General features: G+C 65.0%; 20 protein-coding genes. 5 read left to right on the top strand and 15 right to left on the bottom strand.

Features of this window, described 5'->3' with window-relative positions:
* Window positions 1-126 precede the first annotated feature (126 nt).
* From WG923_RS25925 to WG923_RS25955, 7 genes are read right to left on the bottom strand one after another with little or no spacing between them, the layout of a single operon-like run.
* A complete protein-coding gene (locus tag WG923_RS25925; protein ID WP_340353914.1) occupies window positions 127-840 on the bottom strand; it encodes an ABC transporter ATP-binding protein in 714 nt (237 codons plus the stop codon).
* Window positions 824-1591 carry an ABC transporter ATP-binding protein gene (locus WG923_RS25930; RefSeq protein ID WP_340353915.1) on the bottom strand — a complete coding sequence of 256 codons (768 nt, stop codon included), beginning with the start codon at window positions 1589-1591 and terminating at the stop codon, window positions 824-826. The genes WG923_RS25925 and WG923_RS25930 overlap by 17 nt, the downstream gene beginning before the upstream one ends.
* Window positions 1588-2562: a branched-chain amino acid ABC transporter permease gene (locus WG923_RS25935; protein ID WP_340353916.1), complete on the bottom strand. Its 975-nt coding sequence runs from the start codon at window positions 2560-2562 to the stop codon at window positions 1588-1590. The genes WG923_RS25930 and WG923_RS25935 overlap by 4 nt, the downstream gene beginning before the upstream one ends.
* Before the next feature lie 7 nt (window positions 2563-2569).
* Entirely contained in the window at window positions 2570-3463 is an 894-nt protein-coding gene (locus WG923_RS25940; RefSeq protein WP_340353917.1) for a branched-chain amino acid ABC transporter permease, read from the bottom strand.
* Window positions 3460-4512 (bottom strand): aromatic ring-hydroxylating dioxygenase subunit alpha, encoded by a 1053-nt coding sequence (locus tag WG923_RS25945; protein ID WP_340353918.1) that lies wholly within the window; start codon window positions 4510-4512, stop codon window positions 3460-3462. The genes WG923_RS25940 and WG923_RS25945 overlap by 4 nt, the downstream gene beginning before the upstream one ends.
* Window positions 4509-5699, bottom strand: coding sequence for an ABC transporter substrate-binding protein (locus WG923_RS25950; RefSeq protein WP_340353919.1), 1191 nt, complete (start codon window positions 5697-5699; stop codon window positions 4509-4511). The genes WG923_RS25945 and WG923_RS25950 overlap by 4 nt, the downstream gene beginning before the upstream one ends.
* A gap of 34 nt (window positions 5700-5733) precedes the next feature.
* Window positions 5734-6762, bottom strand: coding sequence for an aromatic ring-hydroxylating dioxygenase subunit alpha (locus WG923_RS25955; protein ID WP_340353920.1), 1029 nt, complete (start codon window positions 6760-6762; stop codon window positions 5734-5736).
* A 476-nt stretch (window positions 6763-7238) separates the two neighbouring features.
* On the opposite strand from WG923_RS25955, the gene WG923_RS25960 reads away from it, so the two are divergent.
* The 3 genes from WG923_RS25960 to WG923_RS25970 all read left to right on the top strand — a co-directional run bounded on the left by WG923_RS25960 (window position 7239) and on the right by WG923_RS25970 (window position 12200).
* The gene (locus tag WG923_RS25960) at window positions 7239-8150 is read left to right on the top strand and encodes a LysR family transcriptional regulator (RefSeq protein WP_340353921.1); all 912 of its coding nucleotides are present in this window, start codon (window positions 7239-7241) and stop codon (window positions 8148-8150) included.
* Between the two features lie 189 nt (window positions 8151-8339).
* Window positions 8340-9332: a Bug family tripartite tricarboxylate transporter substrate binding protein gene (locus tag WG923_RS25965; RefSeq protein WP_340353922.1), complete on the top strand. Its 993-nt coding sequence runs from the start codon at window positions 8340-8342 to the stop codon at window positions 9330-9332.
* A 567-nt stretch (window positions 9333-9899) separates the two neighbouring features.
* Complete coding sequence (locus WG923_RS25970; RefSeq protein WP_340353923.1) at window positions 9900-12200, top strand: molybdopterin-dependent oxidoreductase; 2301 nt, start codon at window positions 9900-9902, stop codon at window positions 12198-12200.
* 15 nt (window positions 12201-12215) lie between these two features.
* On the opposite strand, the gene WG923_RS25975 is transcribed toward WG923_RS25970, so the two are convergent.
* The 5 genes from WG923_RS25975 to WG923_RS25995 are packed head-to-tail and all read right to left on the bottom strand — an operon-like array spanning window position 12216 to window position 17001.
* The gene (locus WG923_RS25975; RefSeq protein WP_340353924.1) at window positions 12216-13184 is read right to left on the bottom strand and encodes a TauD/TfdA dioxygenase family protein; all 969 of its coding nucleotides are present in this window, start codon (window positions 13182-13184) and stop codon (window positions 12216-12218) included.
* Window positions 13181-15163: an acetoacetate--CoA ligase gene (locus WG923_RS25980; RefSeq protein WP_340353925.1), complete on the bottom strand. Its 1983-nt coding sequence runs from the start codon at window positions 15161-15163 to the stop codon at window positions 13181-13183. The genes WG923_RS25975 and WG923_RS25980 overlap by 4 nt, the downstream gene beginning before the upstream one ends.
* Window positions 15160-15915, bottom strand: coding sequence for a CoA-transferase (locus WG923_RS25985; RefSeq protein ID WP_340353926.1), 756 nt, complete (start codon window positions 15913-15915; stop codon window positions 15160-15162). Before WG923_RS25985 ends, WG923_RS25980 begins: the two co-directional genes overlap by 4 nt.
* Entirely contained in the window at window positions 15912-16742 is an 831-nt protein-coding gene (locus WG923_RS25990; protein ID WP_340353927.1) for a CoA transferase subunit A, read from the bottom strand. Before WG923_RS25990 ends, WG923_RS25985 begins: the two co-directional genes overlap by 4 nt.
* Window positions 16735-17001: a hypothetical protein gene (locus tag WG923_RS25995; protein ID WP_340353928.1), complete on the bottom strand. Its 267-nt coding sequence runs from the start codon at window positions 16999-17001 to the stop codon at window positions 16735-16737. The genes WG923_RS25990 and WG923_RS25995 overlap by 8 nt, the downstream gene beginning before the upstream one ends.
* A gap of 293 nt (window positions 17002-17294) precedes the next feature.
* Here WG923_RS25995 and WG923_RS26000 point away from each other — a divergent pair, with 293 nt between their 5' ends.
* Together WG923_RS26000 and WG923_RS26005 are read left to right on the top strand one after the other, a co-directional pair.
* Window positions 17295-18377, top strand: a complete 1083-nt coding sequence (locus tag WG923_RS26000; protein ID WP_340353929.1) for an ABC transporter substrate-binding protein — start codon at window positions 17295-17297, stop codon at window positions 18375-18377.
* 937 nt (window positions 18378-19314) lie between these two features.
* Window positions 19315-20235 (top strand): LysR family transcriptional regulator, encoded by a 921-nt coding sequence (locus WG923_RS26005; protein WP_340353930.1) that lies wholly within the window; start codon window positions 19315-19317, stop codon window positions 20233-20235.
* On the opposite strand, the gene WG923_RS26010 is transcribed toward WG923_RS26005, so the two are convergent.
* Genes WG923_RS26010 through WG923_RS26020 form a run of 3 tightly spaced genes read right to left on the bottom strand, consistent with a single transcriptional unit; the run spans window position 20236 to window position 23743 of the window.
* Window positions 20236-22188, bottom strand: a complete 1953-nt coding sequence (locus WG923_RS26010) for an acetoacetate--CoA ligase (RefSeq protein WP_340353931.1) — start codon at window positions 22186-22188, stop codon at window positions 20236-20238.
* Window positions 22185-22916 carry a CoA-transferase gene (locus WG923_RS26015; protein WP_340353932.1) on the bottom strand — a complete coding sequence of 244 codons (732 nt, stop codon included), beginning with the start codon at window positions 22914-22916 and terminating at the stop codon, window positions 22185-22187. Before WG923_RS26015 ends, WG923_RS26010 begins: the two co-directional genes overlap by 4 nt.
* Complete coding sequence (locus WG923_RS26020; RefSeq protein WP_340353933.1) at window positions 22913-23743, bottom strand: CoA transferase subunit A; 831 nt, start codon at window positions 23741-23743, stop codon at window positions 22913-22915. The genes WG923_RS26015 and WG923_RS26020 overlap by 4 nt, the downstream gene beginning before the upstream one ends.
* Window positions 23744-23751 lie beyond the last annotated feature (8 nt).

Consider the following 23751-nt stretch of genomic DNA (forward strand, 5'->3'; position numbering starts at 1 on the left):
CGCTTGCGGCTCGGTGTTCGCACAGAAATGAAAGTAGAGAAGAGGAGGGAAAGTCAAGGGGACGAGCGCACGCGCGGGTCGCCTCATGTGCGACCCGCGTGCGGAGTTGTCCCTTCGGGCTTGCGACTAGACGCCGAGCAGGCGCCGCTGCAAATCGACGTCGGCCGCCAGTTCGGCGGAAGTGCCTTGCCAGGCGTCGCGACCCTTTTCGATCACGTAGTGGCGATCGGCCACTCCTGCAGCGGAGGCAAGGTGCTTGTCCACCAGTAGCAGGGACTGGCCGAGCGATTTCAAGCGACCCAGAACACGCCAGATCTCGCCACGTACGAGTGGAGCGAGTCCCTCGGTTGCCTCATCGAGGATGAGAAGCGCCGGATTCGTCATCAACGCCCGTCCGATCGCGAGCATTTGCTGCTCGCCTCCGGAGAGAGCCTGGCCGTCGTGGCGCAGCCGCTGGCGCAAGACCGGAAACAGTTCAAGGACCGCGTCCAGGTCCCAGACTGGCGCCGCATTCGTCTTGCGGCGGATGGCGGCGACTTGCAGATTCTCCCGTACGGTGAGCCCGCGGAAGATCTGCCGCCCCTCCGGGACATAGCCGATCCCCGTTTGCACGACTTCGTTGGGCGCCATCCGGTCGATGGCGCGGCCGCCGAAGCGGATGGCACCCGCGCTGGGCCTCAGGATGCCGAGCACCGAGCGCAAGGTCGTGGTCTTGCCCATTCCGTTGCGGCCGGCGAGCGCGACCGCCTCGCCAGGATAGACAGCCAACGAAATGCCGAACAGCACCCTGGCGGCGCCGTAGGAGGCGTGGATCGCGTCTACTTCAAGCATCGGCTGCATCTTCGACCCCCAGGTAAGCGTGCCGCACATCCTGATTCAGACGCACTGTCTCGGGATCGCCCGACGCGATCAGGCGTCCGTGGACCAGGACAGAGAGTCGATCCGAAACCCGGAACACCACGTCCATGTCATGTTCCACGAGCAACACCGAAACCGTGCCTCTCAGGCTGAGGATCAGCCGCGTGAGCCGCTGCGTGTCTTCGTGGCCCATGCCAGCCATTGGCTCGTCCAGCAGGAGCACCTTCGGCCGCGTGGCCAGGGCCATCGCGATCTCGAGGGCGCGCTGCTCGCCGCCGGAGAGAGTCTCGGCCGGCAACGAGCCGCGTGCTGCAAGCCCCACCCGCTCCAGGCAGGCCCAGGATGCCGCGACGGCCTGCCTGTCGCTTCGGGCCGGTGTCCAGAAGCTGAACGCATGCCCGAACCGCGCAGCCTGGCACGCCATGAGAACGTTTTCGTGGGCAGTAAATTGCCTGAAGACGCTGGTGATCTGGAAGGTCCGTGCCAAGCCTTCCCGCGCACGGCGTGCAGCGGACCAGCGGGTGACGTTTTCGCCGTGCAACTCGATGCTTCCAGCGTCGGAGGCCAGGAGTCCGCAGAGCTGGGCGAGCAGGGTCGACTTGCCGGCACCGTTGGGACCGATCACCGAATGGATTTCGCCATCGGCCAGCTCCAGCGACACGTTGTCGGTCACTTTCAGGCCGCCGAAGTGCTTCGACAGCGCCGACACACGCAGGACGGGAGCTGCGTTCACTTGCGCTCTCCGCGCAGGAGGCCAACGAGGCCGCGGCGACCGTACAGCGCAATGACAACCAGCAGCGGACCGAGATAGAACATCCAGTGTGGGGTGAAGGCCGACAGCACTTCCTGCAGCAGCAGGAAGACGCCGGCACCGACCACGCCGCCTGCGAGGGTGCCGACGCCCCCGATAACAACCATCATGATCACGTCGCCCGAGAGCTTCCAGGCGAAGAAGTTCGGGCTGACGTACGCGTTGAGATTCACCATCAGGAAGCCCGCCAGGCCGGCAAAGGCTCCGGCGATGCCGAACGCCAGCACCCGGTAGGGGTAACTCGGAATGCCGAGGGTGGACAGGCGTACCCCGTTCTGCTTGGAGGCGCGCAAGGCCATTCCGAAGCGGGAACGAACGAGCAAGACGCACACCACGAGAACCACGGCAAGGCAAGCCCAGGCGAGGTAGTAGAAGTGCGTCCGGTCTGCCAGATCCAGCGGCATCAGGTTGCTACGAGAGGGCAGCGTCGCACCGTCGTCTCCGCCGAAACGCTGCAGGCCGGAAGCGATGAAGTACGCCATCTGCGCGAACGCAAACGTCAACATGATGAAGTGCAGACCGTCGCTGCGGGCACAAAGCAGACCGATGACCAGCGCCATCGTTCCCGAGACCGCCATCGCGCTGATCAGATGCACCAGGCCGTTGCCGGAGCCGGCGAAGATCAGCGCTGCAACGGTGTAGGCGCCGGCGCCGAAATAGGCCGCGTGGCCGAAGCTGATCAGGCCACCGAACCCGAGGATCAGGTCAAGACTGACCGCAAGGATGGAGAAGATCAGGACCCTCGAGCCCAAGGACACGATGTAATCACTGTTCGTGAGCGGCAACGCCAGCAACAGCAGGAAGAGAGCACAGGGCAGCGACACGCGCCAGCTCTTCGCCTTTGCCGAGTGAGTGAGTTCCGCCAAATGCACCAGGGAGAGTTCGCGCAACATGGGTGTCCTATATGCGAACGGGGAAGAGCCCTCTTGGGCGCCAGATCAGGACCGCAGCCATGAAGGCGTAGACGCCGACCGACGCAACGGCCGGCCCGAGGGGAAATCCAAGCACCGACGGCAGAAACGCGCGCCCGAAGGTGTCCACGAATCCAACCGCAAGCGCTGCTACAAAGGCGCCCCGCACCGAGCCGAGACCGCCGATGGCAACGATCACGAAGCAAAGCGTCAAGATCGCGTCTCCCATACTCGCGTCGACAGCCACGAGCGGGCTCACCAGCAAACCCGCTGCGCCGGCCAGCGCGGCTCCGGCGCAAAAGACGAGGAAGAACAGTTTGCGCACGTTGACGCCACAGCAGGCCAGCATCGTCCGATTGGTCGCCCCGGCGCGGATCTGTATCCCGATGCGGGTGTGGTGGATCGCCCAATACATCATCGCGGCAATCAGCAGACCGGCCCCTGTGACGAACAGGCGGTAGGCCGGATAGCGCAGGGTCCCGACGGCGACGCTGCCGGCCAGGGCGGCCGGTGCGGGCATCTCCAGGGAAGCACGGCCCCAGAGCATCGGAGCCGCCTCGGTCAGCAGCAGCAACAAGCCGAAGCTCGCGAGCACCTGGTCGAGGTGGTCCCGTTCGTACAGCTGCCGCATGACGAGGACCTCAAGGGCGGCAGCCACCGCGGCAACGCCCGCCACCGCGCCGGCCGCCGCCGCGACGAACGAGTGCGTCATCCCATAGGTCGCAACGGCAAGGTAGGCCGCGAGCATGAACAGCGCGCCATGCGCCAGGTTCAGTGTGTTCATGATCCCGAGTACCAGCGTGAGACCCGAGGCGATCAGGAACAGCATCACGCCGTACTGCAGCGCGTTCAGCAACTGCTCGGACACCAGCATGACGCTCATGCTTGCCCACCTGCGGCGACCTGCTCCTGCTCCTGCTCAGCCAGCATCCGATCGATCGTCCGTCGCAGAAAGAGCATGGCGCCGTCGCTGGCGATCGGGAAGGTCGGCGCGTCGGGTGCCAGGTCGATGTTGCGCTGCTGCTTTTCGATTGCCCAGACGTCCTCGTCGATGACGCTGTTCAGGAACCGCCAGGAATCGCTCGATTCCGTCCACTCGTGCGCGACCACCTGGAAGTAGTGCGTCGACCGTTCCGACTCGGGCGTGACGAAGTGGTGCGGCACAATCGACCAGCGGCCTGCGCCGACCGGCAAGGGGCTGTTCGCCATCCCGGTGCCAGCCTCGGCGACTCCGGTGTCGATGCGGTGAAATCCAGGCGCGCGGAATTCGGCGATATGCCAGCGGTCCACGTTACCCTTCGGGTTGGCCAGGCGCCCATACGACGGTGGAGAGGGGATGTCGTGAGTGACGCGGGTGAGCTCGTAGCCCGATGGCATCGGCTTGAACTCCAGTTGCGCCGGGCCCATCTGCTCGTTGCCTCCGCCGGAGGGAATATGCAGGTAGGCGACATGCAGCAGGTCGGCCAGGTTGTCGTGAAGCAGGAGGTAGTTCGCCTTCGGTTGGCGATACAGCCTGGTGGAGTGCCAGCCTGGCCGTTCGAGCCAGCCGGTATCGGGAATGGCGTTCACGTCCGCCCGATCCGCCGACCCCATCCAGGCCCAGATCAGGCCTGAACGCTCCACCGTCGGAAAGCGCCGGATCTTCAGCCCTGCCGTGTTCGACTGGCCCGGGACCAGCACGCAGCGTCCGCTGCAGTCGAAGGTCAGGCCGTGGTAGCCGCAGACCAGCTTGTCGTCCGGCGTGATGCGCCCGGCCGACAAGGGCATTCTGCGGTGAGGACAGCGATCCTCCAGCGCCGTGACGCTGCCGTCCTGCAGCCGGTACATCACGAGCGGTTCACCCACCACGGTGCGCCCCAGCGGAACGCGGTGCCCAACCTCGTCGGCGAACGCGACCACGTACCAGGCGTTCTTGATCAGAGTCGTCTTCATTTGGCAATTCCCTTGCTGGCAAGCTTGCACGCGGCGGCGTACGCATCGCGGTGAGGAGTGAAGATGTCGCCCCGGTATTCCAGCCTCATGTCGCCGCGCTCCTTGACTGCCTCGGCCAGGTAGAAGTTCTGGATGGGGAAATGGTTGGTGTTGAACTGCATGGGCCCACGAACCAGGTTGAAGCGCGCCTTTTCGAGCGCCATCCGGATCTCGTCCTTCTTCGACAGATCGCCATGCACGGATGCAACCGCCAGGTCCAGGACCTTGACCGCGTCGAAGCCGAGAGCGGCGTAGATGGACGGCCGCCGGTGAAACTTCGCCATGTACAGGTTGGCGAACGCCTGGTTCTGCGGGTTCTTGAGGTCGTCGTTGTAAACCGCCGCCGTGAAGCGGCCGGCGGCCGCGTCGCCCATCGCATGAACGTTGGATTCCTCAATGCTGAACCCGGAGTACATCGGAAGGTTAAGGCCGGCGGCCGCGGCTTGACGCACGAAGGTGACCCCCATGGAGCCGGGATAGAAGAAGTACAGGGCGTCAGGAGCTGCAGCGCGCACCTGCGCGATTTCCGCGGAGTAGTCGGGCTGGCCCACCCGCGTGTAAACCTCACCCACAACGCTGCCCTTGTAGTAGCGCTTGAAACCCGAGACTGCATCCCTGCCGCCCTGGTAGTTCGGCGCCAGAATGAACACGCGCTTGACATGTGCGACGTCGTTCACGTACTTGCCCACCGCTTCGTAGGTACTGTCGTTCTGGACGCCGGCGCTGAAGAAGTACGGATCGCACTTGTCGCCGGAAAGCGGTGACGGGCCGGAGAATGAACTGATGAAGAAGGTCTTGCTGTCGACGACGGGCTTGTAGGCGGCCAGCAGAACGTTCGAGAAGACCACGCCGGTGACGAAATCCACATGGTCGCGGTCCAGGAACTTGCGCACGCTTTCCACGCCGGATTCCGGGTCGAGCTTGTCGTCCGCGACCACGAGTTCCACCGGAACTCCGCCCAGCTTGTTGCCGGCGGCCTCGAGGGCAAGTTTGAAGCCGTCCAGGTGCATTTGTCCCAGGTTCGCCTGCGGCCCCGACAACGTGGTCAGGAAGCCCACCTTCACCTTTGAAGCCGGCGCAGCGATGGCGGCAAGTGGAAGCGCGGCAATCAGGACCAATGCCCGGGCCGCCCAACTGAATTTGAGCATGTGAGTCTCCGTGATGAATGGGGAAGCCGAGGCTTCAGGATCGCCCGGCCTTTTCGGCGGCGATCAGCCGGTCCACGATGCGATGCATCTGCACGACCGGCACGTCGGTGGGGATGGCGTGCATCACCGCTTCGGGGGAGCCATCGATCATCTGCTGCTGCGCCTCGCAGGCCCAGATGTCCTCCTTGTTGACGTTGACGATGAAGCGGTCAAGCTGCGGCACCAGCCGCTCGGGCCAGGAGCAGTGGACGATCTTGAAGAAGTGCGTGGTCTTTTCGGTCTCGGGCGTGATCAGTTGGTTGATCACGAGCGAGAGCTTTCCGTCGCCCTGGGGCAAGGGGCTGTCGATGCCGCCGGTGCCGGCGCGCGCGAAGCCGACCCGGTTGATGTAGAAGCTCGGCGCCCTGAAGTGCGATCGGTTCCAGCCATCGCTGATGCCGGCGATTGATCCGACTTCGCCGAACAGCGCGGGCGCCTCAATCCCCTTCCATTCCCACGCCACGTCCATTTCCTGTTCCCGCTGGTGCACCTTGGGCCTGAACTCTCCGAGCGGCGTCGCATTGCCTCCAAAGGAGGGGTTGTGCAGGTAGGCTTGATGCAGCAGATCGCTGAGGTTGTCATTCACCAGGAGGTAGTTGGCCTTGACGGGGAAGTAGTAGTGATGGCCGCCGCCCCGTACGTCGACGCCGGCGCAGGCGAAAATGGTCTCGGGATCAGCGCGGGTCGGATCGCCCATCCAGATCCACACTGCACCGTAGCGTTCATGCACCGGATAGCTGGGGACCTTCAGGCTGGGCGGAACGCTGGCGGCTCCGGGAATGCGGACACAGGCGCCGCTCGGAGCGTAGGTCAGCCCGTGGTAGCAACAGACCACGTGGTCGTCGACCACCGCTCCTTTGGAAAGCGGCATGCAGCGGTGGGCGCAGCGATCCTGCAGAGCGTGAACCGCTCCATCGCTGGTTCGGTACATCACGACGGGCTCGCCGAGAATGGTGCGAGCGAGCAGCCCGGAGCGGACCTCTTCGCTCCATGCCGCGACGTACCAGCAATTGCGCACGAACATTGGAACTCCTATTGCACTCGTTGAAAAGAACCGGTGAGAACCTTGCGCACTTACTTGCCAATGCTCTCGGCGAAGCGAGCGCGGGCCGGACCAGGTTGAGCGACGTGACTGCGCTCCTGGGGGTTGCGGCGGTGTCGGGCGGCAGGACGGCGCGCAGCGTGTCCGTCGGGACGGGTCATCGCGAATCCGGCACGCGCCGCGGAGGATCGCGCCCCGTGGTGTCGGGGGTAAGCGACAGCGCCCTGCCGTCGCAATCGGGGTAACCGCGCATTCGGGTGTTGTGATTGATGCAGCCTGTTGGCGGCGCTACCATTCGCACCTGCAGCGTGTTGACAAAGACCCCTTGCGGCGAACCGCGGTACCCCACAACGAGCGCGCGCACCGCTGGCACGCATGAAGAGCCAGCGGTGCATCCCTCTCTGCGGGCTTTCGCACGTGATTGCGCGCACCACCATTCGATCGCCCCTCCAATTCACATGATCTCCATTTCCAAATTGCGCTCCTTCGCTGCGGTGGCGGAGCACGGCAGCTACACGACCGCCGCGCGCGCGGAAGGCGTCTCGGCGGCCGCATTGAGCACCCGCGTCGCGGAGCTCGAGAAGCTGCTCGGAGTCACCCTGCTGCAGCGGACCACCCGGCGCGTGGAACTGACCAACGAAGGGCGCCGGCTGTTCGAGCGCGCAAAGCGGGTTCTGGTCGAACTTGAAGGCATCGCCGACGACCTGAGTAGCGAAGGCAAACTCCAGGCCGGTCGTGTCGTGGTGTCTTGCGTTCCCACGCTGGCAGCCAGTCTGTTTGCCGACGTGATGCGGCGCTTTGCGGAGATGTATCCCCAGGTGGCCATTCACTTGATCGACGAGCCGACCGACGCCTTGCGCGAGCGGGTACTCAAGAGCGAGGCAGACTTCGCGATCGGGCCGGACCCCGGCGGGGATCTGCAGTTCGAACGTTTGACGAGCGACCAGTTCGTCCTCACTTGTCCAGCCAACGACCCGATCGCCAAGAAGGAGTTCGTGACGGGCAAGGACATGGCAAAACTGCCGATCATTACCCTCGCGCGCGGCTCGAATGTGCGGAAGGTGCTGGACGCCTATTTCGAGCAGCAGGGCCTGGTGTTCCGTCCCCGCTTTGAAGTACTGCACCACTACACGCTCGGAGCTCTGGTAAATGCCGGCCTCGGATACGGCCCACTGCCCAGCCTGGCGTTGCGGCTTACCGGCGAGCCCCTCCTGGCCGCGGTGCCGATCCGCCGCCCTGTTTGCGAGCGCGCCATTGGAGTGATCACGCGGGCCGGCAATCGGCTGTCGCCGGCAGCAGAAGCGCTGCTGGGTGTCATTCGTCCCGTCTTTCATGGCCAGGCGGCGATCGCGCATCGCAAGTCCGCCTGAATACGAACCCTCGGCGCCGAGCTCGATCGGCGCCATTCGACTCCCGGATGGTGCGCTGCCGCGCATCGCCGGCCTGCTTGCGCGGCAGGACTGATGCACCCAGAGAGAGGAGGACTTCATCTTTGACAGGTTAACAGAGGCGTCGTACTATTAATCCCATATTAATTAACCTCGAACTGGTTCGTCAAGATGTGTTTCCTGAAGAAGATGGCCGCGGGTGCCGGCACGCTGCTGGCCGCACTTCTGAGCTACGTCGCCGGCGGTGCTGCCCTCGCCGCAGATGCGTACCCATCACGCCCAGTGCGGCTGGTGGTTCCCTACCCGCCCGGGGGAAGCCCAGACCTGGTGGCCAGAGGGCTGGCCGCGGCCGCCGCGGGCGAGCTGGGCGTGCCGATCGTGGTGGAGAACCGCGCAGGTGCCAACGGCATGGTGGCCACCGATTTCGTCGCGCACAGCGCAGGCGACGGCTACACGCTGCTGCTGGGCTCGGACGGTCCGATCGTTATCACGCCGCTACTAAAAGGGGAGTCCCCGCTGGAGCCGACGCTTCATCTCGCCCCCGTCACACTCGTGGGCGATTCCAGCTTCGTCGTGTTGGCGCCGCCAGGGGCGCAGGCACGCACCCTGGGTGAACTGATCGCCTTCGGTCGTGAACATCCCGGCAAGTTGACGTACGGCTCGTCAGGCGTGGGTAGCCAGCATCACCTGGCGGGCCTCATGCTGTCCAACGTCGGCAGGATGCAGATGGTGCACGTGCCCTACAAGGGCTTCGGCGAGGCTGTCACCGACCTGGCGGCGGCTCGCCTGGACGTTCTGTTCGGCAGCGTCCCTGCCGGCGCGCCGCTCGTCACCACCGGGCGGTTGAAGGCCCTCGCGGTGACCGGCAAGTCACGCTCGGCGTTGCTGCCGGACGTGGCGACCACCGCCGAGCAGGGCTACCCGCAGCTTGCGGTCAGCGCCTGGTATGGGGTCATGGCTCCCACGACCACGCCCGCCACGATCGTGAACCGGCTGGACACGGCTTTTCGTTCCGCGCTGGCGTCCGGTACGCTGAAGGCCTCACTGACCGGCATGGGTCTGGAGGTACTTGCTGCGGACAGCCAAGGCTTCGCCGCTCGCATTCGGAAGGATCGCCTGCGCTGGGCCGTTGTCATCAAAGCATCCGGCGTGAAGCTTGAGTAACGCTGCGTCCGGTGGGGGCCAATGGCTCAACCTTGAACAATAGCCACACATGCGACGATTCGCCGGTCCCCCTTGCCCGCTGGCTTTTCCGGGCGGTGCATCGTGAGACATGTGGGTACGAAACGATCGAGTGCCGCGCGGACGGGCGCGCCGGGCGGACCTGTCGGCACGCAGTTCGGCCCGAACGACCGTTGGCGCCGACCGGGAGAGTAATCGGCGAGCGCGCTCCGACGCGCTGTTGCTGCAACTCGCTCGCGCGTCCTGCCTGGCCGTCGAATCGGCTGCCGGTGCGGAAATCCATGACCTCGGGGTCGATGCCTGGGCAGGTGCTGTTTGCTCCCGCGGGCACTGCGCGCCCTCATCACGCGGCTGAATGCCGCAGTGGCATGCGGGTCGAGGGCGCGGAAGGAGGGGAACTCTTTCCTGCCCCGAGGCGTGGGTCCCGCGCCGTCCGCATCCGAAGGGTCCGTGATGTGACCATGGGCGCAAATCGACACCCCGCATTGCGCGTGGGGCTGCGCAACTCCGCAGCCCACGCGCAATGCGGCCTGCAAGGAGCAATTAAAAGTGTTCACCGCATCACATTGGGGCATCTTTGAGGTTCAAAGCTGCGGGTCGGGAACGTGCCCCGAGCTGCTCCCTCTCACGGACGATCCGGCCCCGTCGCCGATAGGAGCGGCCGCGGCCCGCGCGTACCAGTCGGCGCTGCGTGCGATGCGACCCTCGGTCAGGAAAAGCTGGATCGACCACGGCTGGGGAGCGCACCCGGAGCTGCGTGGCCGAGAAGGCTTTGTGGAAGTTTCCTGGGACGAGGCGATCGCCCTGGCGGCCGACGCCCTGGCTTGCACCATCTCAGCTCACGGCAATGAAGCCATTTTTGGCGGCTCGTACGGTTGGGCCAGCGCCGGGCGCTTCCACCATGCCCAGAGTCAGGTGCATCGCTTTCTGAACGCGCTCGGCGGATATGTCCGTTCCGTGGACAGCTACAGCCTCGGTGCGGGGAGCGTGATCATGCCGCATGTGGTGGCGAGCATGGACCATCTGCTCGCCTCCCATACCGATTGGCAGACCCTCGCGCAGCACACCCGGCTGTTCCTCACCTTCGGTGGCATCGCGCGGAAGAATTCGCAGATCTGCCAGGGACTCGCAGGCCAGCACAGGCTTGATCTCCACCTGCAAGAGATGGTGCGGCGGGGCGTCCGGTTCGTGAACGTCAGTCCGGTGCGCGATGACCTTCACGTGGACCATGAATGGCTGCCCATTCGCCCGAACACGGACACGGCACTGCTGCTCGCCTTGTGCCACACGCTGCTGGTGCAGCAGCGCGCCGACACCGGTTTCCTGGCTCGCTACTGTGTCGGCTTCGACATCTTTGCGGCCTACCTTCAGGGGCAGGCCGACGGAGTACGGAAGGACGCAGAGTGGGCGGCCGAGATCACGGGCCTCAAGGCGGAGAAGATTCGGCGACTTGCGCAGGATCTGGCCAGCGTCCGCTCGATGATCAATGTGGCGTGGGCCCTGCAGCGCGCCCATCACGGCGAGCAGCCCTATTGGGGCGTGGTCGCGCTGGCGGCGATGCTGGGCCAGATCGGGCTGCCCGGCGGAGGCTTCGGGGTCGGCTACGGCACCCTCAATGGCGTGGGCGGTAACGCGCTGAAGTTCGGCGGCCCGACCTTGCCGCAAGGGCACAACCCTGTGGAGACCTTCTGCCCCGTGGCGCGGATTGCGGACATGCTTGAATCGCCCGGCAAGGCATTCAGCTACAACGGCTCGGAGTACCGGTTCCCTGAGGTTCGCCTGATCTACTGGGTAGGCGGAAACCCGTTCCATCATCACCAGGACCTGAACCGCCTGCTCGGCGCCTGGCGGCGCCCGCAAGCCGTGATCGTGCACGAACAGTTTTGGACCGCTACCGCCAAATGCGCGGACATCGTGTTTCCGGCCACCACGACGCTGGAGCGGGATGACATCGGCTATGGGGCGCTGGACCGGTATCTGGTTCCGATGCGCAAGATCGTCCCCGGCTGGGGTGAGGCAAGGGACGACTTTGACATCTTCACCCTGCTGTCACGGCGGCTCGGGCGCGAATCGCAGTTCACCGAAGGCCGCAACACGACCGAGTGGCTGCGGTGGATGTACGAAGGAGCATTCGAGCGAGCGGCGCAGCGCGGCATGCACTGGCCCTGCTTCAGTGAATTCTGGGACGGCCCGCCGCTTCTCCTTCCGGCCAGTCCTGAACCCGTCACCATGCTTTCGCGCTTCAGGCAGGACCCTGAGGGCCACCGGCTATCCACCCCGTCCGGGAAGATCGAGCTTTTCAGCGCGCGGGTGGCTTCGTTCGGTTACGCCGACTGCAAAGGCCACGCCAGCTGGCTGGAGCCGGCCGAGTGGCTGGGAAGTCCGCTGGCGCAACGATATCCCCTGCACCTCCTGTCGGACCAACCTCATACCAAGCTGCACAGCCAACTGGATCATTCCGACTACAGCGTGGCCAACAAGGTACGGGAGCGGGAGCCCCTGACCATCAACGTGGAAGACGCGCTCGCTCGCGGGATTCGCGACGGTGACGTCGTGCGCGTTTTCAACGGCCGAGGCGCATGCCTGGCGGGCGCCAGACTCTCAAGCAACATCCGGCGGGGCGTGGTCAAACTGGCCACCGGTGCCTGGTTCGACCCCGACGACTGGGCCTCCCCGCAGCTGGAGCGGCATGGAAATCCCAATGCCTTGACGGCTGACCTGCCCTCCTCCTCCTTGTCCCAGGGCTGTTCCGCGCAAACCTGCCTGGTGCAGGTCGAATCCTTTCACGGGACAGTGCCTCCGGTCGAGGCCTTCCGGCCGCCGCCATTCAGGTCCCGGGCCGGCCGCTGACGGCGGCAAAACCGATCAAGCCGATTGCACCGGCGCATTGGAAAGTGCAGCTACCGGCTTGGTGCCTTGCGTCATGATGCGGCGCAGGATGCGCCGCGCGCCCGGATCGAACGCTTCACGCTGATGCAGCACGCTGCGGTTGTCCCAGACGACCAAATCGCCGGGCCGCCAGTCCTGCCGCCAGATGAATTGCTCCTGGGTGACGTGTCCCCATAGCTGGTCGAGGAGCGCATCCGAGTCGGCCACGCTGAGCCCGAGCACATAGGAGTTCGAACGGCGCCCCAGATACAGGCACTCCCGTCCGCTCTCCGGATGGATGCACACCAAGGGGTGCGCCTGTCCAGGCGAGGTGCGTACGTCAGTCACTGCCATGTGGTCGGGACGGCGATAGCCGGCGGCGTCCACCGAACCGTCATGCTTGAGCTGAAGGTTTCTCACGAGCTGTCGCAGAGCGAGCGGCAAGCGCTCCCAGGCGACCTGGGCGTTGGCGAAACCGGTGCGGCCCTGGCCGGACGGAGCCTCTACGGCGTAAAGCAGGGTGGCGGACGGCGGAGCCTCGTTGTTGGACTGGTCCGAGTGCCACATCAGCTCGCCATCGCCGAGGCCGCCCAGCGCAACGCCAGCGTCGATCACGTTGGAGACCACCGCAATGTGCGGATATCGCTCGCTGCGCGCAGCTTGTCGCACGCTCGACGCGCCCGGGCCTCGCAGGTCCGTACGCGTCGCCACGTGGGCGCTCATTTGCGTCGGCTGCGGCGGCCCGAATCGGCGGGCGAACCGGTCGAAGCGCTCATCGTCGAACGCGACGCCGCGAAAGCGCAGGACGTGGAACTGTAGCCATGCCGCATGGATTTCCTGGAACTGCTCAGGGCTCACCTGGTCCAGGTCGCCGGCGTCGACCTCCGCGCCGAGCGCTTGGCCAAGCCGCGTCACGCGAATCCTGCTGAATCCATCAGCCTTGCGAGCGGGAACCGCCGTTCTCATGATGCCTCTTGTTCGGTGCGCACGCCTGTGCGCGACGCAATGGATGATGTGGACTGCTGCGCGAGGTGAGCGCACCGCACCAGGTGCGACAGCGCCTGCGGATTGAGCAGTCCGGACGTGGCCACGGGCTTGCCGGCCAGCGCGTCCCGGATTGCCAACTCCGATACCTTTCCGTTCGATGAGCAGGGAAGTTCAGGCACCGCCACTATGAGGCCCGGGACGTGCCGCGCAGAGGCTCGCTGTCGGATCGTCTTGCCAATGCGATCAATCAAGGCGTCGTCCAAAGTAGCACCGGCGGTGAGTCGCACGAACAGGGCGATTTGTGCTCCGTGCTCGACGGCCGCCGCCTCGGCAATCTCCGCCAGCGGTTGCACGGCCTGATAGAGTTCGCTCGTTCCGAGCCGCACCCCGTTCACGTTCAGCGTGGCGTCGGATCGTCCTTCGATGACGACCCCGCCGCCCGGGGTGATACGAGCCCAGTCACCATGACGCCACACATTCGGGTACATGGCGAAGTAGGTGCCGCGCATGCGCTCGCCCGATGGATCGTTCCAGAAGCCCAGCGGAACCGAAGGAAAGGACTGGGTGCATACCAGCTCTCCCGCTTCGTCGACGACCGATTGCCGGTTTGCGTCGTAAACCTCCACCTTCATGCCGAGCGAGCGCACCTGGATCTCGCCGGCGACCACCGGCAGCACCGGGCAGCCTGTCGCAAGCGAGCCCATGACATCGGTCCCACCCGCGGGGGAAAGGACGTGTACGTCCGACTTGATGGATTGGTGAACGAACTCGTAGTGTCGAGGCAGCACCGGTGCACTGCTGGCAATGATGCACTTGAGCTTCTCAAGCCGGTGTGTCCTGGCCGGACACACGCCGCTGCTGCGCAATTCGTCCAACAGCTTCGGGACCAGACGGATCGCGCTGACATCTTCCTCTTCGGCCAAATCGAACAAGCGGGTTCCGCGCGGATGCGTCGGGCAGCCGTCGTACAGCACCAGCGACGTTCCGAGGCCCAGCGCTGAGACCATCATGTTCCACACCATCCAGCCGGTCGTCGTGAGCGACAGGAGTCGATCGCGGCTGCCCAGATCGGTGTGCAGTGCCATCTCCTTCAAGGTTTGCAGCAGCGTTCCGCCGGCCCCGTGCACGATAGCCTTGGGAGCGCCGGTCGTACCGGAGGAAAACAGGATCAGCGCCGGATGGTCAAAGGGAAGCGCGACGAAGGCGCTCGGCGCACCCGCGAAGCGCGCCACGAAGGCGGCGTATGCCTGCTCGTCAGCGCTGGAGTCAGCACCAAGGTACGGGACCCGGATTACCGCGGCCAGCGAGGGCAGCTCTCGCACGAGCTGCGCGACCTTGCCGTCCAGGCGATGTTCTTTTCCCGCGTACCAGTATCTGTCGCCTGCGAACAGGACCTTCGGATTGACTTGGCCGAGCCTGCGCAGGCAAGCGTCAACGCCGTAGTCGGGCGCGCACGCACACCAGATCGCGCCGATGGCGGTGGTGGCCAGCATGGCGACCACCGCCTCCGGCACGTTGGGCAAATAGCCCGCGACCCGATCGCCAATGCCCACTCCGACGGCACGCAGGGCCGCGGCACAGGAGGCGACCTGGCCATTGAGTTGGGCCCAGGTCATCGAGCGGCGGCTTCCCTCCTCGCCCCGAAAGATCAGCGCTTCGGCGTCGTCGCTGCGACGCAGCAGATTCTCGGCAAGGTTCAACCGTGCGCCAGGAAACCAGGCCGCGCCGGGCAGCGAGCCGATGGAGCGCACAGTGCAGGAAGGCGGCGCCTCCGCGCGGATCTCGAGATAGTCCCAAAGATCCCTCCAGAAGTCGCCGGACGGTTCCACTGAATACGCGTGGAGTTCCGCATAGCCCTGGAGTTTGCGCCGGTGCCGATGCTCGATCGACGCCATGAACCCGGTGAGCCGGGCATGGGCGATGCGTTCGGCAGTAGGAATCCAGATAGGAGCATTCATGCCGTTTTCGCGGGATCAGCCGCAAGTTGATGGGCCGCAGCCTTCTTCAGCGACGCCGCGAAGGCCGGATAGGTGCCGGCCATGGCTTCGCAGACATGGTCGTGCAGGATTTGCGCGGCCTCCCCCCGCGGCAGCGGAGTCAGCGGGGCTTCAGCAGGCGCGTCGAACCGGAACCCGGTGGCGCTCACAACCTGGTCCGCGGTGTAGCCGGGATGCACCGAGCGCAGGACGAAGCGCCCGCGGATCCGATCGAAGTCGAACAGCGCCATGTCGGTGAGCAGGTGCGATGCACCGCCCGGCCGGTATACCTCGGGCGGACTCAGTCCGGGCGCGCTGATGAACTCGACCCGCTCTACCATGGTCCTGGGGGCATGGCCAAGCCGAAACAGCACGACGTTGGGGATCATCAGGTACAGCAGCGGCATGCCATGCGAGCCAGAAGAGCGGATGCGCATGCGCGGATGCTCTCCGATTCCGACCAGGTTGATGTTTGCCCGGCCGTCAATCTGCAGGCCTCCGAGCACGAGCGCGTCGAATCGCCCTTGGGCGGCGCAATGGAAGATCTCGTCGAGGTCGTCGGTGAGGAACGACCGGGTCCCCGCGCCTATCACGGTGACCTGCATCCGCCGGCTGGAAGTCCGCTGCGCAAGCAAGGCCGCGGCCATGTGGTGAGGCGCGTTGGTGCCAATCAGGACGTGACTACGCGGCGCCAGCAGCTGCGCGAGCGCTGAGATGAGTAGCAGGTCGTTCATTGCGCTTGGAGCACGTGCTGGCGCAGATAGGACGCGAAGCCTTCGGGAGTGGCCGCCAGTTCGGCATACGAATGCATGTGCGCACGATCCTCCGGAGCGGCAGCACCTGCGTGCAGTGGCCAGCTGCCCCCGGGCCGATGACAGACGGCGGTAATGTATTCGCCGGAAACGGAGCCTGGCGCGTACAGAGAGTGGTCCAGCAAGTCGCCCTCGTACAGTTCGTCGCAAGTAACGACGCAACGCCTGGACGCGTGGGCCATGAGCCTCAGGCTGCCGCGTCGGCCAATCCAGACGTTCCCGTACCGATCGGCCAGAGGCGAATGAAAGACGGCGACGTCCGGACGCAGCGCCGGGACGACGGCGCTCTGTTCGAGTGCATTGAAGGGATTGCGGATCTGCTTCCAGTTCGGCTCGCGTACACGGTAGACGTCCGAACCTAGAATGCCAGGCACCGGCATGAACGGCAGGCCGGCCTCACCGGCGCGCAACCCTGCCGCAATGGCAGGACAGGTCGCCTCCAGGATCTCGATGCTGCCTTCCCGTTGTGCCTGTCCGAAGCGGGGCGCAGCGCCGTACTCGTAAAGCAGCACTGCGCCCATTTCGATGGAGGACACGCAGCCGGCGCCGATCAGCATGTCCGCCTGCAGGCCGCTGGTGGGCACACACAGCAGGCGAAGGCCTTTTGCCCGGCGTCGTATCAGCGCCCGCGTGACATCCATGGCGACGGCACTGAACTCCGCGTTGAAACCGGTCGGAATGGCAACCTGGTCTCCGTCGCGAATCACGTCGCAGACAGCTTCGAGCTCCCAGAGTTTGTCTTCAGTCATAGATTGATTCCACAGAAAGCGAGATCCGCCTGCGGCCTTTCACTCGGGACCACCAGGCCGTGTCCCCCGCGAGGGCGTTTCGCCGATGCTGGCGGGCGCAGCGCCGTCCCGGCCAGCCTGCGGACGCGGCCAGCCCTTGCTCGCGCGTCAGCGATTCGGCTGCGCAGGCCACCTTGACGCGCGTGCAGCGCGCTTCCTGCAATGCCCCGGCCGGCGATGCCGCAATCCAATGCGGTATGGACTCGAAAGACGTGTTCATTCGCGAAGCTCGTGGCGGTCGGTCGTGCGCCCGTACCTGAGCGCTCCCGCCGCGCCCCGTGCGATGTGGCTTGCGCCTCCACCGGGATTACTTTCATATAGTTAATAATCGTCATCAATCATATAGGCGACACTCGGGAGTCACCAACCCGGGGTTAACCCCCGGACCGCAACTGCGTGCAAGCGTCCCCGCAAGGTGCGCTTCGCATCCACGCGGTTGCAGAGTGGTTTTTTTAGGTTAATAATGTCACACCACCCTTAACCTCTATGGCGAAACCCGCGCTAACGAGAACCGTGACCCAAGCTGAACACTCTGCCCGTCCCATCGACCAGATCTGGTACACCCGCTGCCCCGTACCGACTGCTTCAGGCATTGCAATCCACCATGGATGGCTGACCGAGGAATTCGCGCGCGACGGTATCGAGGTTGCCAGCCTGCGCGCATCTACCGATCGCAAGGTCCGGGAGTCCCACTTCGATCACCGAGTCGAGAACTCCTTCAGACACGGCGGGAATGCCCCTCCGATCTGGTCTCGCTCGCAAGGCCAGGACATCGTCGTGATCGGCCTGACGTGGCTGCCGCAGTACCAGCGCATTCTGGCGATGCCTGGTTCAGGCATCCGTCGGGTGGAGGACCTACGCGGAAAGCGTCTGGCACTGCCGCGCCGCACGCGAGAACAGATCGATTTCTGGAGAGCGTCCGCCCTCGAAGGCTATCTGCAGTCGCTGGCAGCGGCGGGAATCTCGCCTGAGGAAGTGACGTTCGTGGACCTGCCCATCGACACGCCCTACATCGGCGACGTGAGTCCGTCCAGCACCGGCGGCCTGTTCGACGCGCGACAGGTTGCGGGAAGTTCCCGGGCGGAGGCGCAAGCCATGATCCGCGGCGAAGTCGATGCGCTGTACCACTACGGCGCATTCGGGCCCACGCTGCAGGAGTTCCTCGATGCCCAAGTGGTGGTCGACATTGGTCACCACTCAGACTGGCGCGTTGCGATCAACAATGGGACCCCCAATGTATTCACCGTCAGCGGGAAGCTCGCCCGGGAGCATCCCCGCATCGTCGCGAGGTACATCGCCCAGGTTCTCCGGGCCGCAGATTGGGCCAGGAGCAATCGTGCGGCCGCCTCCACCATCATTGCGAACGAAGTTGGAACGATGGACGAATGGATGCCGGATGCATTCGACCAGTCCATGTTCGACGACTTGGCACCGACGCTTCGGCCGGATCTGATCAAGGCGCTCGAGGTCCGAAAGAACTTCCTGTTGGAGCATGGCTTCATTCAAAGAGATTTCTCGGTGCAGGACTGGATCGATCCGGCCCCGCTTGCCCTTGCCCACGAGCTGCTGGCGAACGGAGAACTTCACAGCAAGTGAACCGGCAGGGCGGCTGCCGGATCAGGAGCCTCGGAATCGCGCACGATGCGCAGTCGCACAGGATCTTCCGGTCTCGAGTTCCCCACACTGCTCATGCGGTCCACTGGCTTCCATTGCTTGCGCGTTCCAAGGAGGGACTCGACGGCAATGCTTCGGCGGCTCCTCTTGCAGGGCTGGCTCGATTCACGCGCACGCAGGCGCTGCAGCGCACCGCACCGCGCCGGCCGAAGTCGAGGCGGCCATTCGCATCTGGAAGCACGACCTGGGCCTGGTGCAGCAGTTCGGGGCAGGTCCGCGGCCCGCCATTCCACACACGCGAACTCCTTCACGGCGCCAAGCCGCTCATGGTGCGGCGCACGCGCCGGCTGCTCCAGTTGCTGCCCCTCCGCGGCCCCTTGATGACGGGGTGGAACTTACGGCAGCGGGCGGCTGAGCCGGGGCGCGGTTTCAGGCCACCGCCCGGTTCGCAGTTTTTCTGGCGAAGCGCGACTCTCTGGGACGGGTCCCTGCACCCGCAGATCCTCATGTTTCGTCCCGCAAGACGAGCGGCAAGATCTCCCCGCCCGTCCGCCGTCACTGACACGCCGGGACCTTTTCCGTCAGGCCTCTCGCAATGCGGATTGGCGGTCCTCCTGACGCGAGCCGTTCTGGCATTGCACTGGGGCCCGCCGTGGCGATGGCCGGGTGGCGCGAACGACTCTGGCCAGTGCGTGTTACCTGAGCGGAGGACCTCGCTCGCACATCGCGCGGATCAAAGGACGCCAGGGGAAACGGTTGACCGCAGCTGTCGGCGCCTTCCTGGCGCCACCGTGCGGGCATGGCAGCCGGCAGTCCATGCCCGCGATCGGCACACCGTGGTCCCGCACCTGATTCGATGCCGGAAAGAGATATGACCATCTTGCGGGTCGTTGGACTTGTTGATTGGCTGGGGTGACGGATGGCGAAGCTTGACCTCGACTGGCTGGTCCTCTTTAACGCGCTGTACGAAACTGGCAGCGTGTCGCAGGCTGCCGAGCGCCTGGGCATTGGGCAGGGCAGTGCCAGCACCATCCTCAACAAGCTGCGCGCTCAGTTCAAGGATGCGTTGTTCACCCGCACCTCCACCTCCATGGAGCCGACGCCCTTCGCGCGCGAGCTCGCGCCGGAATTCCGGCAGATGCTGGAATTCCTCGCCCAGGCCCGGGGCGGTCCCATGCCCTTCTCCCCGGGAACTTCCGACCGTTGCTTTCGCATCTGCATCTCCGATTACAGCGAGATCGTTCTGCTGCCGCGCCTGCTCAATGCTCTCTGTCGTGCCGCGCCGCACGTGCAGATCGAGACGCAGAAGATTGCGCCGGACAGTCCCCGCCAGCTTCAATCCGGTGAGCTCGACCTCGCCATCGGCTTCATGCCCGATCTGGACGCGGGGTTCTACCAACAGACCCTCTTCGGTCAGTCGTTCGTCTGCCTCGCGGCCCGAGACCACCCACGCATCAAGGCGCCGCGATTGACGAAAGCCGCCTATTTCGCCGAGCGTCACGTCGTGGTGCCGACGACCGGCACGGGACACGTGATGGTTCGCCGCGCGCTCGCGCAGGAAGGAGTGGCACGGACCGTGGCGCTGCGGCTTCCCAGCTTTCTGGGTCTAGCGAGAATCGTTGCCCAGACCGAGCTGCTGGGTATTGTTCCACGCTCGCTGGCGGAAACCTTCGTGCAGCAGGAACCCGTGCGCATGCTCAACCTGCCATTCAACGTTCCGGACTATTCGGTCAAGCAGCACTGGCACGCGCGCTTCCACACCGATCCGTCCAACATCTGGCTGCGCCGGCTCATTGCCCAGTTGTTCCTGGAGGCTGACGACGAACAACCAAGCGCCTGATCAGGGCTGCGCCAGCGCGGGATGCAACGCAGCGGTGAACAGTGCCAAAGATTGGGGGTTGGCAAGGGCGCCAACATTTTGCGGTGGAAGGCCATGGATCGCCTGTCGCACTGCAGCTTCCGAGACCTTGCCGGTGATGGTCACCGGGATGTCCGCCACCGGCAGAATCTTGCGTGGCACGTGCCGCGGCGAAAGCTTGTCTCGAAGTTCTGTCCGCAGCCTCTTCTCCAAGCGCTCATCGAAGGTGAAACCCGGCCGTAGTTGCACGAACATCACAACCCGTGTGTCACCATCCCAGTCCTGCGCGACCACCACGCTTTCGGCCAGCTCCGGCACGTCCGCCAACTGCCGGTAAATCTCCGACGTGCCGATGCGAATCCCCTTGGCATTGAGAGTTGAGTCGCTGCGCCCATGGATGACGACGCCGCCATTCGCCGTGAACTCGGCCCAGTCACCGTGCCGCCAGACGCCGGGGAAGTGGCTGAAGTAGGTTCCCCGGTAGCGACTGCCATCCGGGTCGTTGAGATAGCGCAGCGGCATCGATGGGAAAGGTTTCTTCACCACCAACTCGCCTGGCTGGCCACGCAACGACCGGCCGTCGCCGTCGAACACGTCGACTGCGAAGCCCAATGCGGCGCACTGGATCTCGCCGGCCCGCACCGGGGCCAAGGGGTTGGAAGACACAAGGGAGCCGAACGAATCGGTCCCACCCGACGGCGAAACCAGGTGCACGTCGCGCTTGACCTTTGCGTATACGTAGTGGTAGCCGTCTGCGCTGAACACCGACCCATTGCACATCAGCGTCTTCAAGCACGAGAGATCATGATCTCGCTGGGGCTCCAGGCCCTCCTTTGCCAGCCGGTCGACGTAACGTGCCGCCCAGCGCGCCAGAGTGACACGCTCCTCCGCTGTGTGCCGCACGAGTGTGTCGATCGCAGGATGGAACGCCGAGCCGTCGTACAACACGATGCTCGCGCCGCAGCCGAGCGCCATCGTCATCACGTTCCACACCATCCAGCCGGTGGTGCATGGGAAGTAGACACGGTCAGCCGGTTTGACGTCGAAATGAAGCGTATGCGCCTTCAGATTCTCCAGCAGGGAGGCGCCAGCCGCGTGCACGATGCACTTGGGCGCGCCAGTGGTGCCAGAGGAGAACAAAATGAACGCCGGCTGGTCGAACGGGAGGCTCTCGTACGTGATCTCGCCGCCGGGGTGCGGTTCCAGGAACTGCGCCAGTGGCACCGCCCCCGGCAAGGTGGGCGCCGCCGCGAGGACTGGAACCAGCACCGTGGCCGCGAGCCGCGGCAGTTGGCTGGCCACCTCACGAGCCTTCACCAGCAAGTCATGTGACTCGCCGCCGTAAAGATATCCGTCTCCCACCAGCAGCAGCTTGGGATCGATCTGGCCGATGCGGTCGATCGTGCCTGCTACACCGTACTCGGGAGAGCATGCCGCCCACACGCCACCGACCGCCAGCGTGGCCAGCATCGCGGCGACGGTTTCGATCGTGCTCGGACACAGGCTGGCGACGCGATCACCGACGCCGACTCCCGCCGCACGCATGGCTTGTGCCATGCGCGCCACGAGCTGTCGCAGCTCACCGAAACTCACTTCCCGGCGATGTCCCCCCTCGCGCAAGGAAACGACGGCGCTGGCATCGGAGGAAGCGGCCAGCAGAGTCCGCGCGATGTTCAGGCGTGCGCCCGGGAACCACGCCACGTTCTCCATTCCGGCGGACAGTCGCCACCCCGCCCTGGCGGCGCGGTCGAACTGCACGCCGCAGAACTCCGCTACCAAGCCCCAGAACTCGTGAGGCTGGTCCACCGAGAAGCTGTGCAGATCGGTGTAGTCGCGGATTGGCCACTGCAGGCGCTGGCTTACCAACGAGATGAAGGCCGTGAGATTCGCGCCGGCGATGCGTTCGGCATCAGGTTGCCAGATCGGTTCGTTCATTGCGGTCCTTGCAGCCGCGTTGCGGCGAATTCCGGGTAAGTTTCGGAGACCTGCGCGCGCACTTCACTGCGCAGCAGATGCAACATCTCGCCTGTGGGAGCTTCCGTCTCCCTCACGATGTCAGGGTGGTCGTATTCGAAACCGGTCGCTTGATGAACTTCGGTGGCGGTATGAGGCGGATGCACCGATGCAAGCGCGAACCGGCCGGCGGCGCGGTCGAAAATGAAGTGAGCCTTCGACGTGATCAGGTCGGTCGGGCCGCCGCGGCGGTACATGTGCGGCGGCGTCACGCCAGCGGCGCTGACGAAATCTACCTTCGGCACAAGGACGCGAGGCGAATGCTCTTCCCGGTACAGGATCACCCGCGGGACCATCCCTATGATGAAGGGCGTGCCGAATGAGCCCGGAAAGCGCGATTGGGTACGCGGATAAAGCCCAACGCCAACGTTGTTCAGATTGGCGTTTCCGTCGATCTGGCCGCCACCGATGAAGAAGACGTCGACACGCCCTTGGCTGATGCGGTCGTACAGCTCGCTGCCACTCTCGTGAAAAGGATCGTTGACGTTATTTCGGAAGATCAGCGCGCGGGTGCGGCCGGGGCACAGGTATTGGGCCAGCAGCGCTCCGGCTGCGGGCATGGGGGATGAAGATCCGACGCCCACCACGCCGGCGTCGGTGAGCAAGCGCGCCATCAGGCAGATTACGATTTCGTCCGCACTTGCCTTCATGCCGCCAACTCCCCGCCGAAGACGAATTCGTCGAGATACTGTGCGAAACCTTCGTCCGTGCGCGCCCGCGCTAGGTAGGCCCGGAGGTGAACCGCATCTTCGGCATGCACGTACTGCAGTGTCATGGGCCAACTGCCCCGAGGCACATGGGCGAATCCAGACACATAGGCCTCACTCAGAGTCCCCGGTGCCATCATCGGGTCAGCCAGCAGATTGCCTTCCCAGATCTCTTCCGCGGTGACGAAGCATCGGCGCGAGGCGTGCGCGGTGTAGGCGAGATCTCGCCGGCCGCCGGTCCAGACGTTGCCGTAGCGGTCAACCCAGCGCGCGTGGAACATGAAGACGTCGGGATTGAGCGCCGGCACCAGCAGCACCGGATCGTCCCCTTCGGCGAACGGGTTGTTGACGACACGCCAATCCGTGCGGATCTTCAGAAGATCCGAGCCCATGAAGCCACGCACGGCGGCGAACGGACTGCCTTTGGCTCCAGCCTGCAACGCAGCGTGCAGCGCGGGGCAGCTCGAGTCCTTCAGGCGCAGCGTGCCGGCGCGTACCGCGGCCTGGAAGCGCTGGCCGATGCCGAGTTCACCTACGACGATGCCCCCGAACTCGATCTCGGCGACGCAACCTGCGCCGATCAGGAGATCTGCATGGAACCCGCAGGCGGGAACACAAAGCAGCCGCAGGCCTTGTCGGCGCTGGCGGACGATTTCCCGGACGGCCTCGCAGGGTGCCCCACTCTCGTCTTTGGGAAGCGCTAGCGAGGCGCCATCGGGGATGGCGGCGACAAGGGAGGCGACCGACTGGAAAGGACGTTCGATGGGCATGGTCCAGA

Origin of the sequence: Ramlibacter sp. AN1133, from assembly GCF_037890035.1 — a bacterium.
GTDB lineage: Bacteria > Pseudomonadota > Gammaproteobacteria > Burkholderiales > Burkholderiaceae_C > Ramlibacter.

Coding starts and splice junctions, on each gene's coding strand:
- WG923_RS25925 (WP_340353914.1), bottom strand. CDS start 840: ATGCAGCCGATGCTTGAAGTAGACGCGATCCACGCCTCCTACGGCGCC.
- WG923_RS25935 (WP_340353916.1), bottom strand. CDS start 2,562: ATGTTGCGCGAACTCTCCCTGGTGCATTTGGCGGAACTCACTCACTCG.
- WG923_RS25940 (WP_340353917.1), bottom strand. CDS start 3,463: ATGAGCGTCATGCTGGTGTCCGAGCAGTTGCTGAACGCGCTGCAGTAC.
- WG923_RS25945 (WP_340353918.1), bottom strand. CDS start 4,512: ATGAAGACGACTCTGATCAAGAACGCCTGGTACGTGGTCGCGTTCGCC.
- WG923_RS25950 (WP_340353919.1), bottom strand. CDS start 5,699: ATGCTCAAATTCAGTTGGGCGGCCCGGGCATTGGTCCTGATTGCCGCG.
- WG923_RS25955 (WP_340353920.1), bottom strand. CDS start 6,762: ATGTTCGTGCGCAATTGCTGGTACGTCGCGGCATGGAGCGAAGAGGTC.
- WG923_RS25960 (WP_340353921.1), top strand. CDS start 7,239: ATGATCTCCATTTCCAAATTGCGCTCCTTCGCTGCGGTGGCGGAGCAC.
- WG923_RS25965 (WP_340353922.1), top strand. CDS start 8,340: ATGTGTTTCCTGAAGAAGATGGCCGCGGGTGCCGGCACGCTGCTGGCC.
- WG923_RS25975 (WP_340353924.1), bottom strand. CDS start 13,184: ATGAGAACGGCGGTTCCCGCTCGCAAGGCTGATGGATTCAGCAGGATT.
- WG923_RS25980 (WP_340353925.1), bottom strand. CDS start 15,163: ATGAATGCTCCTATCTGGATTCCTACTGCCGAACGCATCGCCCATGCC.
- WG923_RS25985 (WP_340353926.1), bottom strand. CDS start 15,915: ATGAACGACCTGCTACTCATCTCAGCGCTCGCGCAGCTGCTGGCGCCG.
- WG923_RS25990 (WP_340353927.1), bottom strand. CDS start 16,742: ATGACTGAAGACAAACTCTGGGAGCTCGAAGCTGTCTGCGACGTGATT.
- WG923_RS25995 (WP_340353928.1), bottom strand. CDS start 17,001: ATGAACACGTCTTTCGAGTCCATACCGCATTGGATTGCGGCATCGCCG.
- WG923_RS26005 (WP_340353930.1), top strand. CDS start 19,315: ATGGCGAAGCTTGACCTCGACTGGCTGGTCCTCTTTAACGCGCTGTAC.
- WG923_RS26010 (WP_340353931.1), bottom strand. CDS start 22,188: ATGAACGAACCGATCTGGCAACCTGATGCCGAACGCATCGCCGGCGCG.
- WG923_RS26015 (WP_340353932.1), bottom strand. CDS start 22,916: ATGAAGGCAAGTGCGGACGAAATCGTAATCTGCCTGATGGCGCGCTTG.
- WG923_RS26020 (WP_340353933.1), bottom strand. CDS start 23,743: ATGCCCATCGAACGTCCTTTCCAGTCGGTCGCCTCCCTTGTCGCCGCC.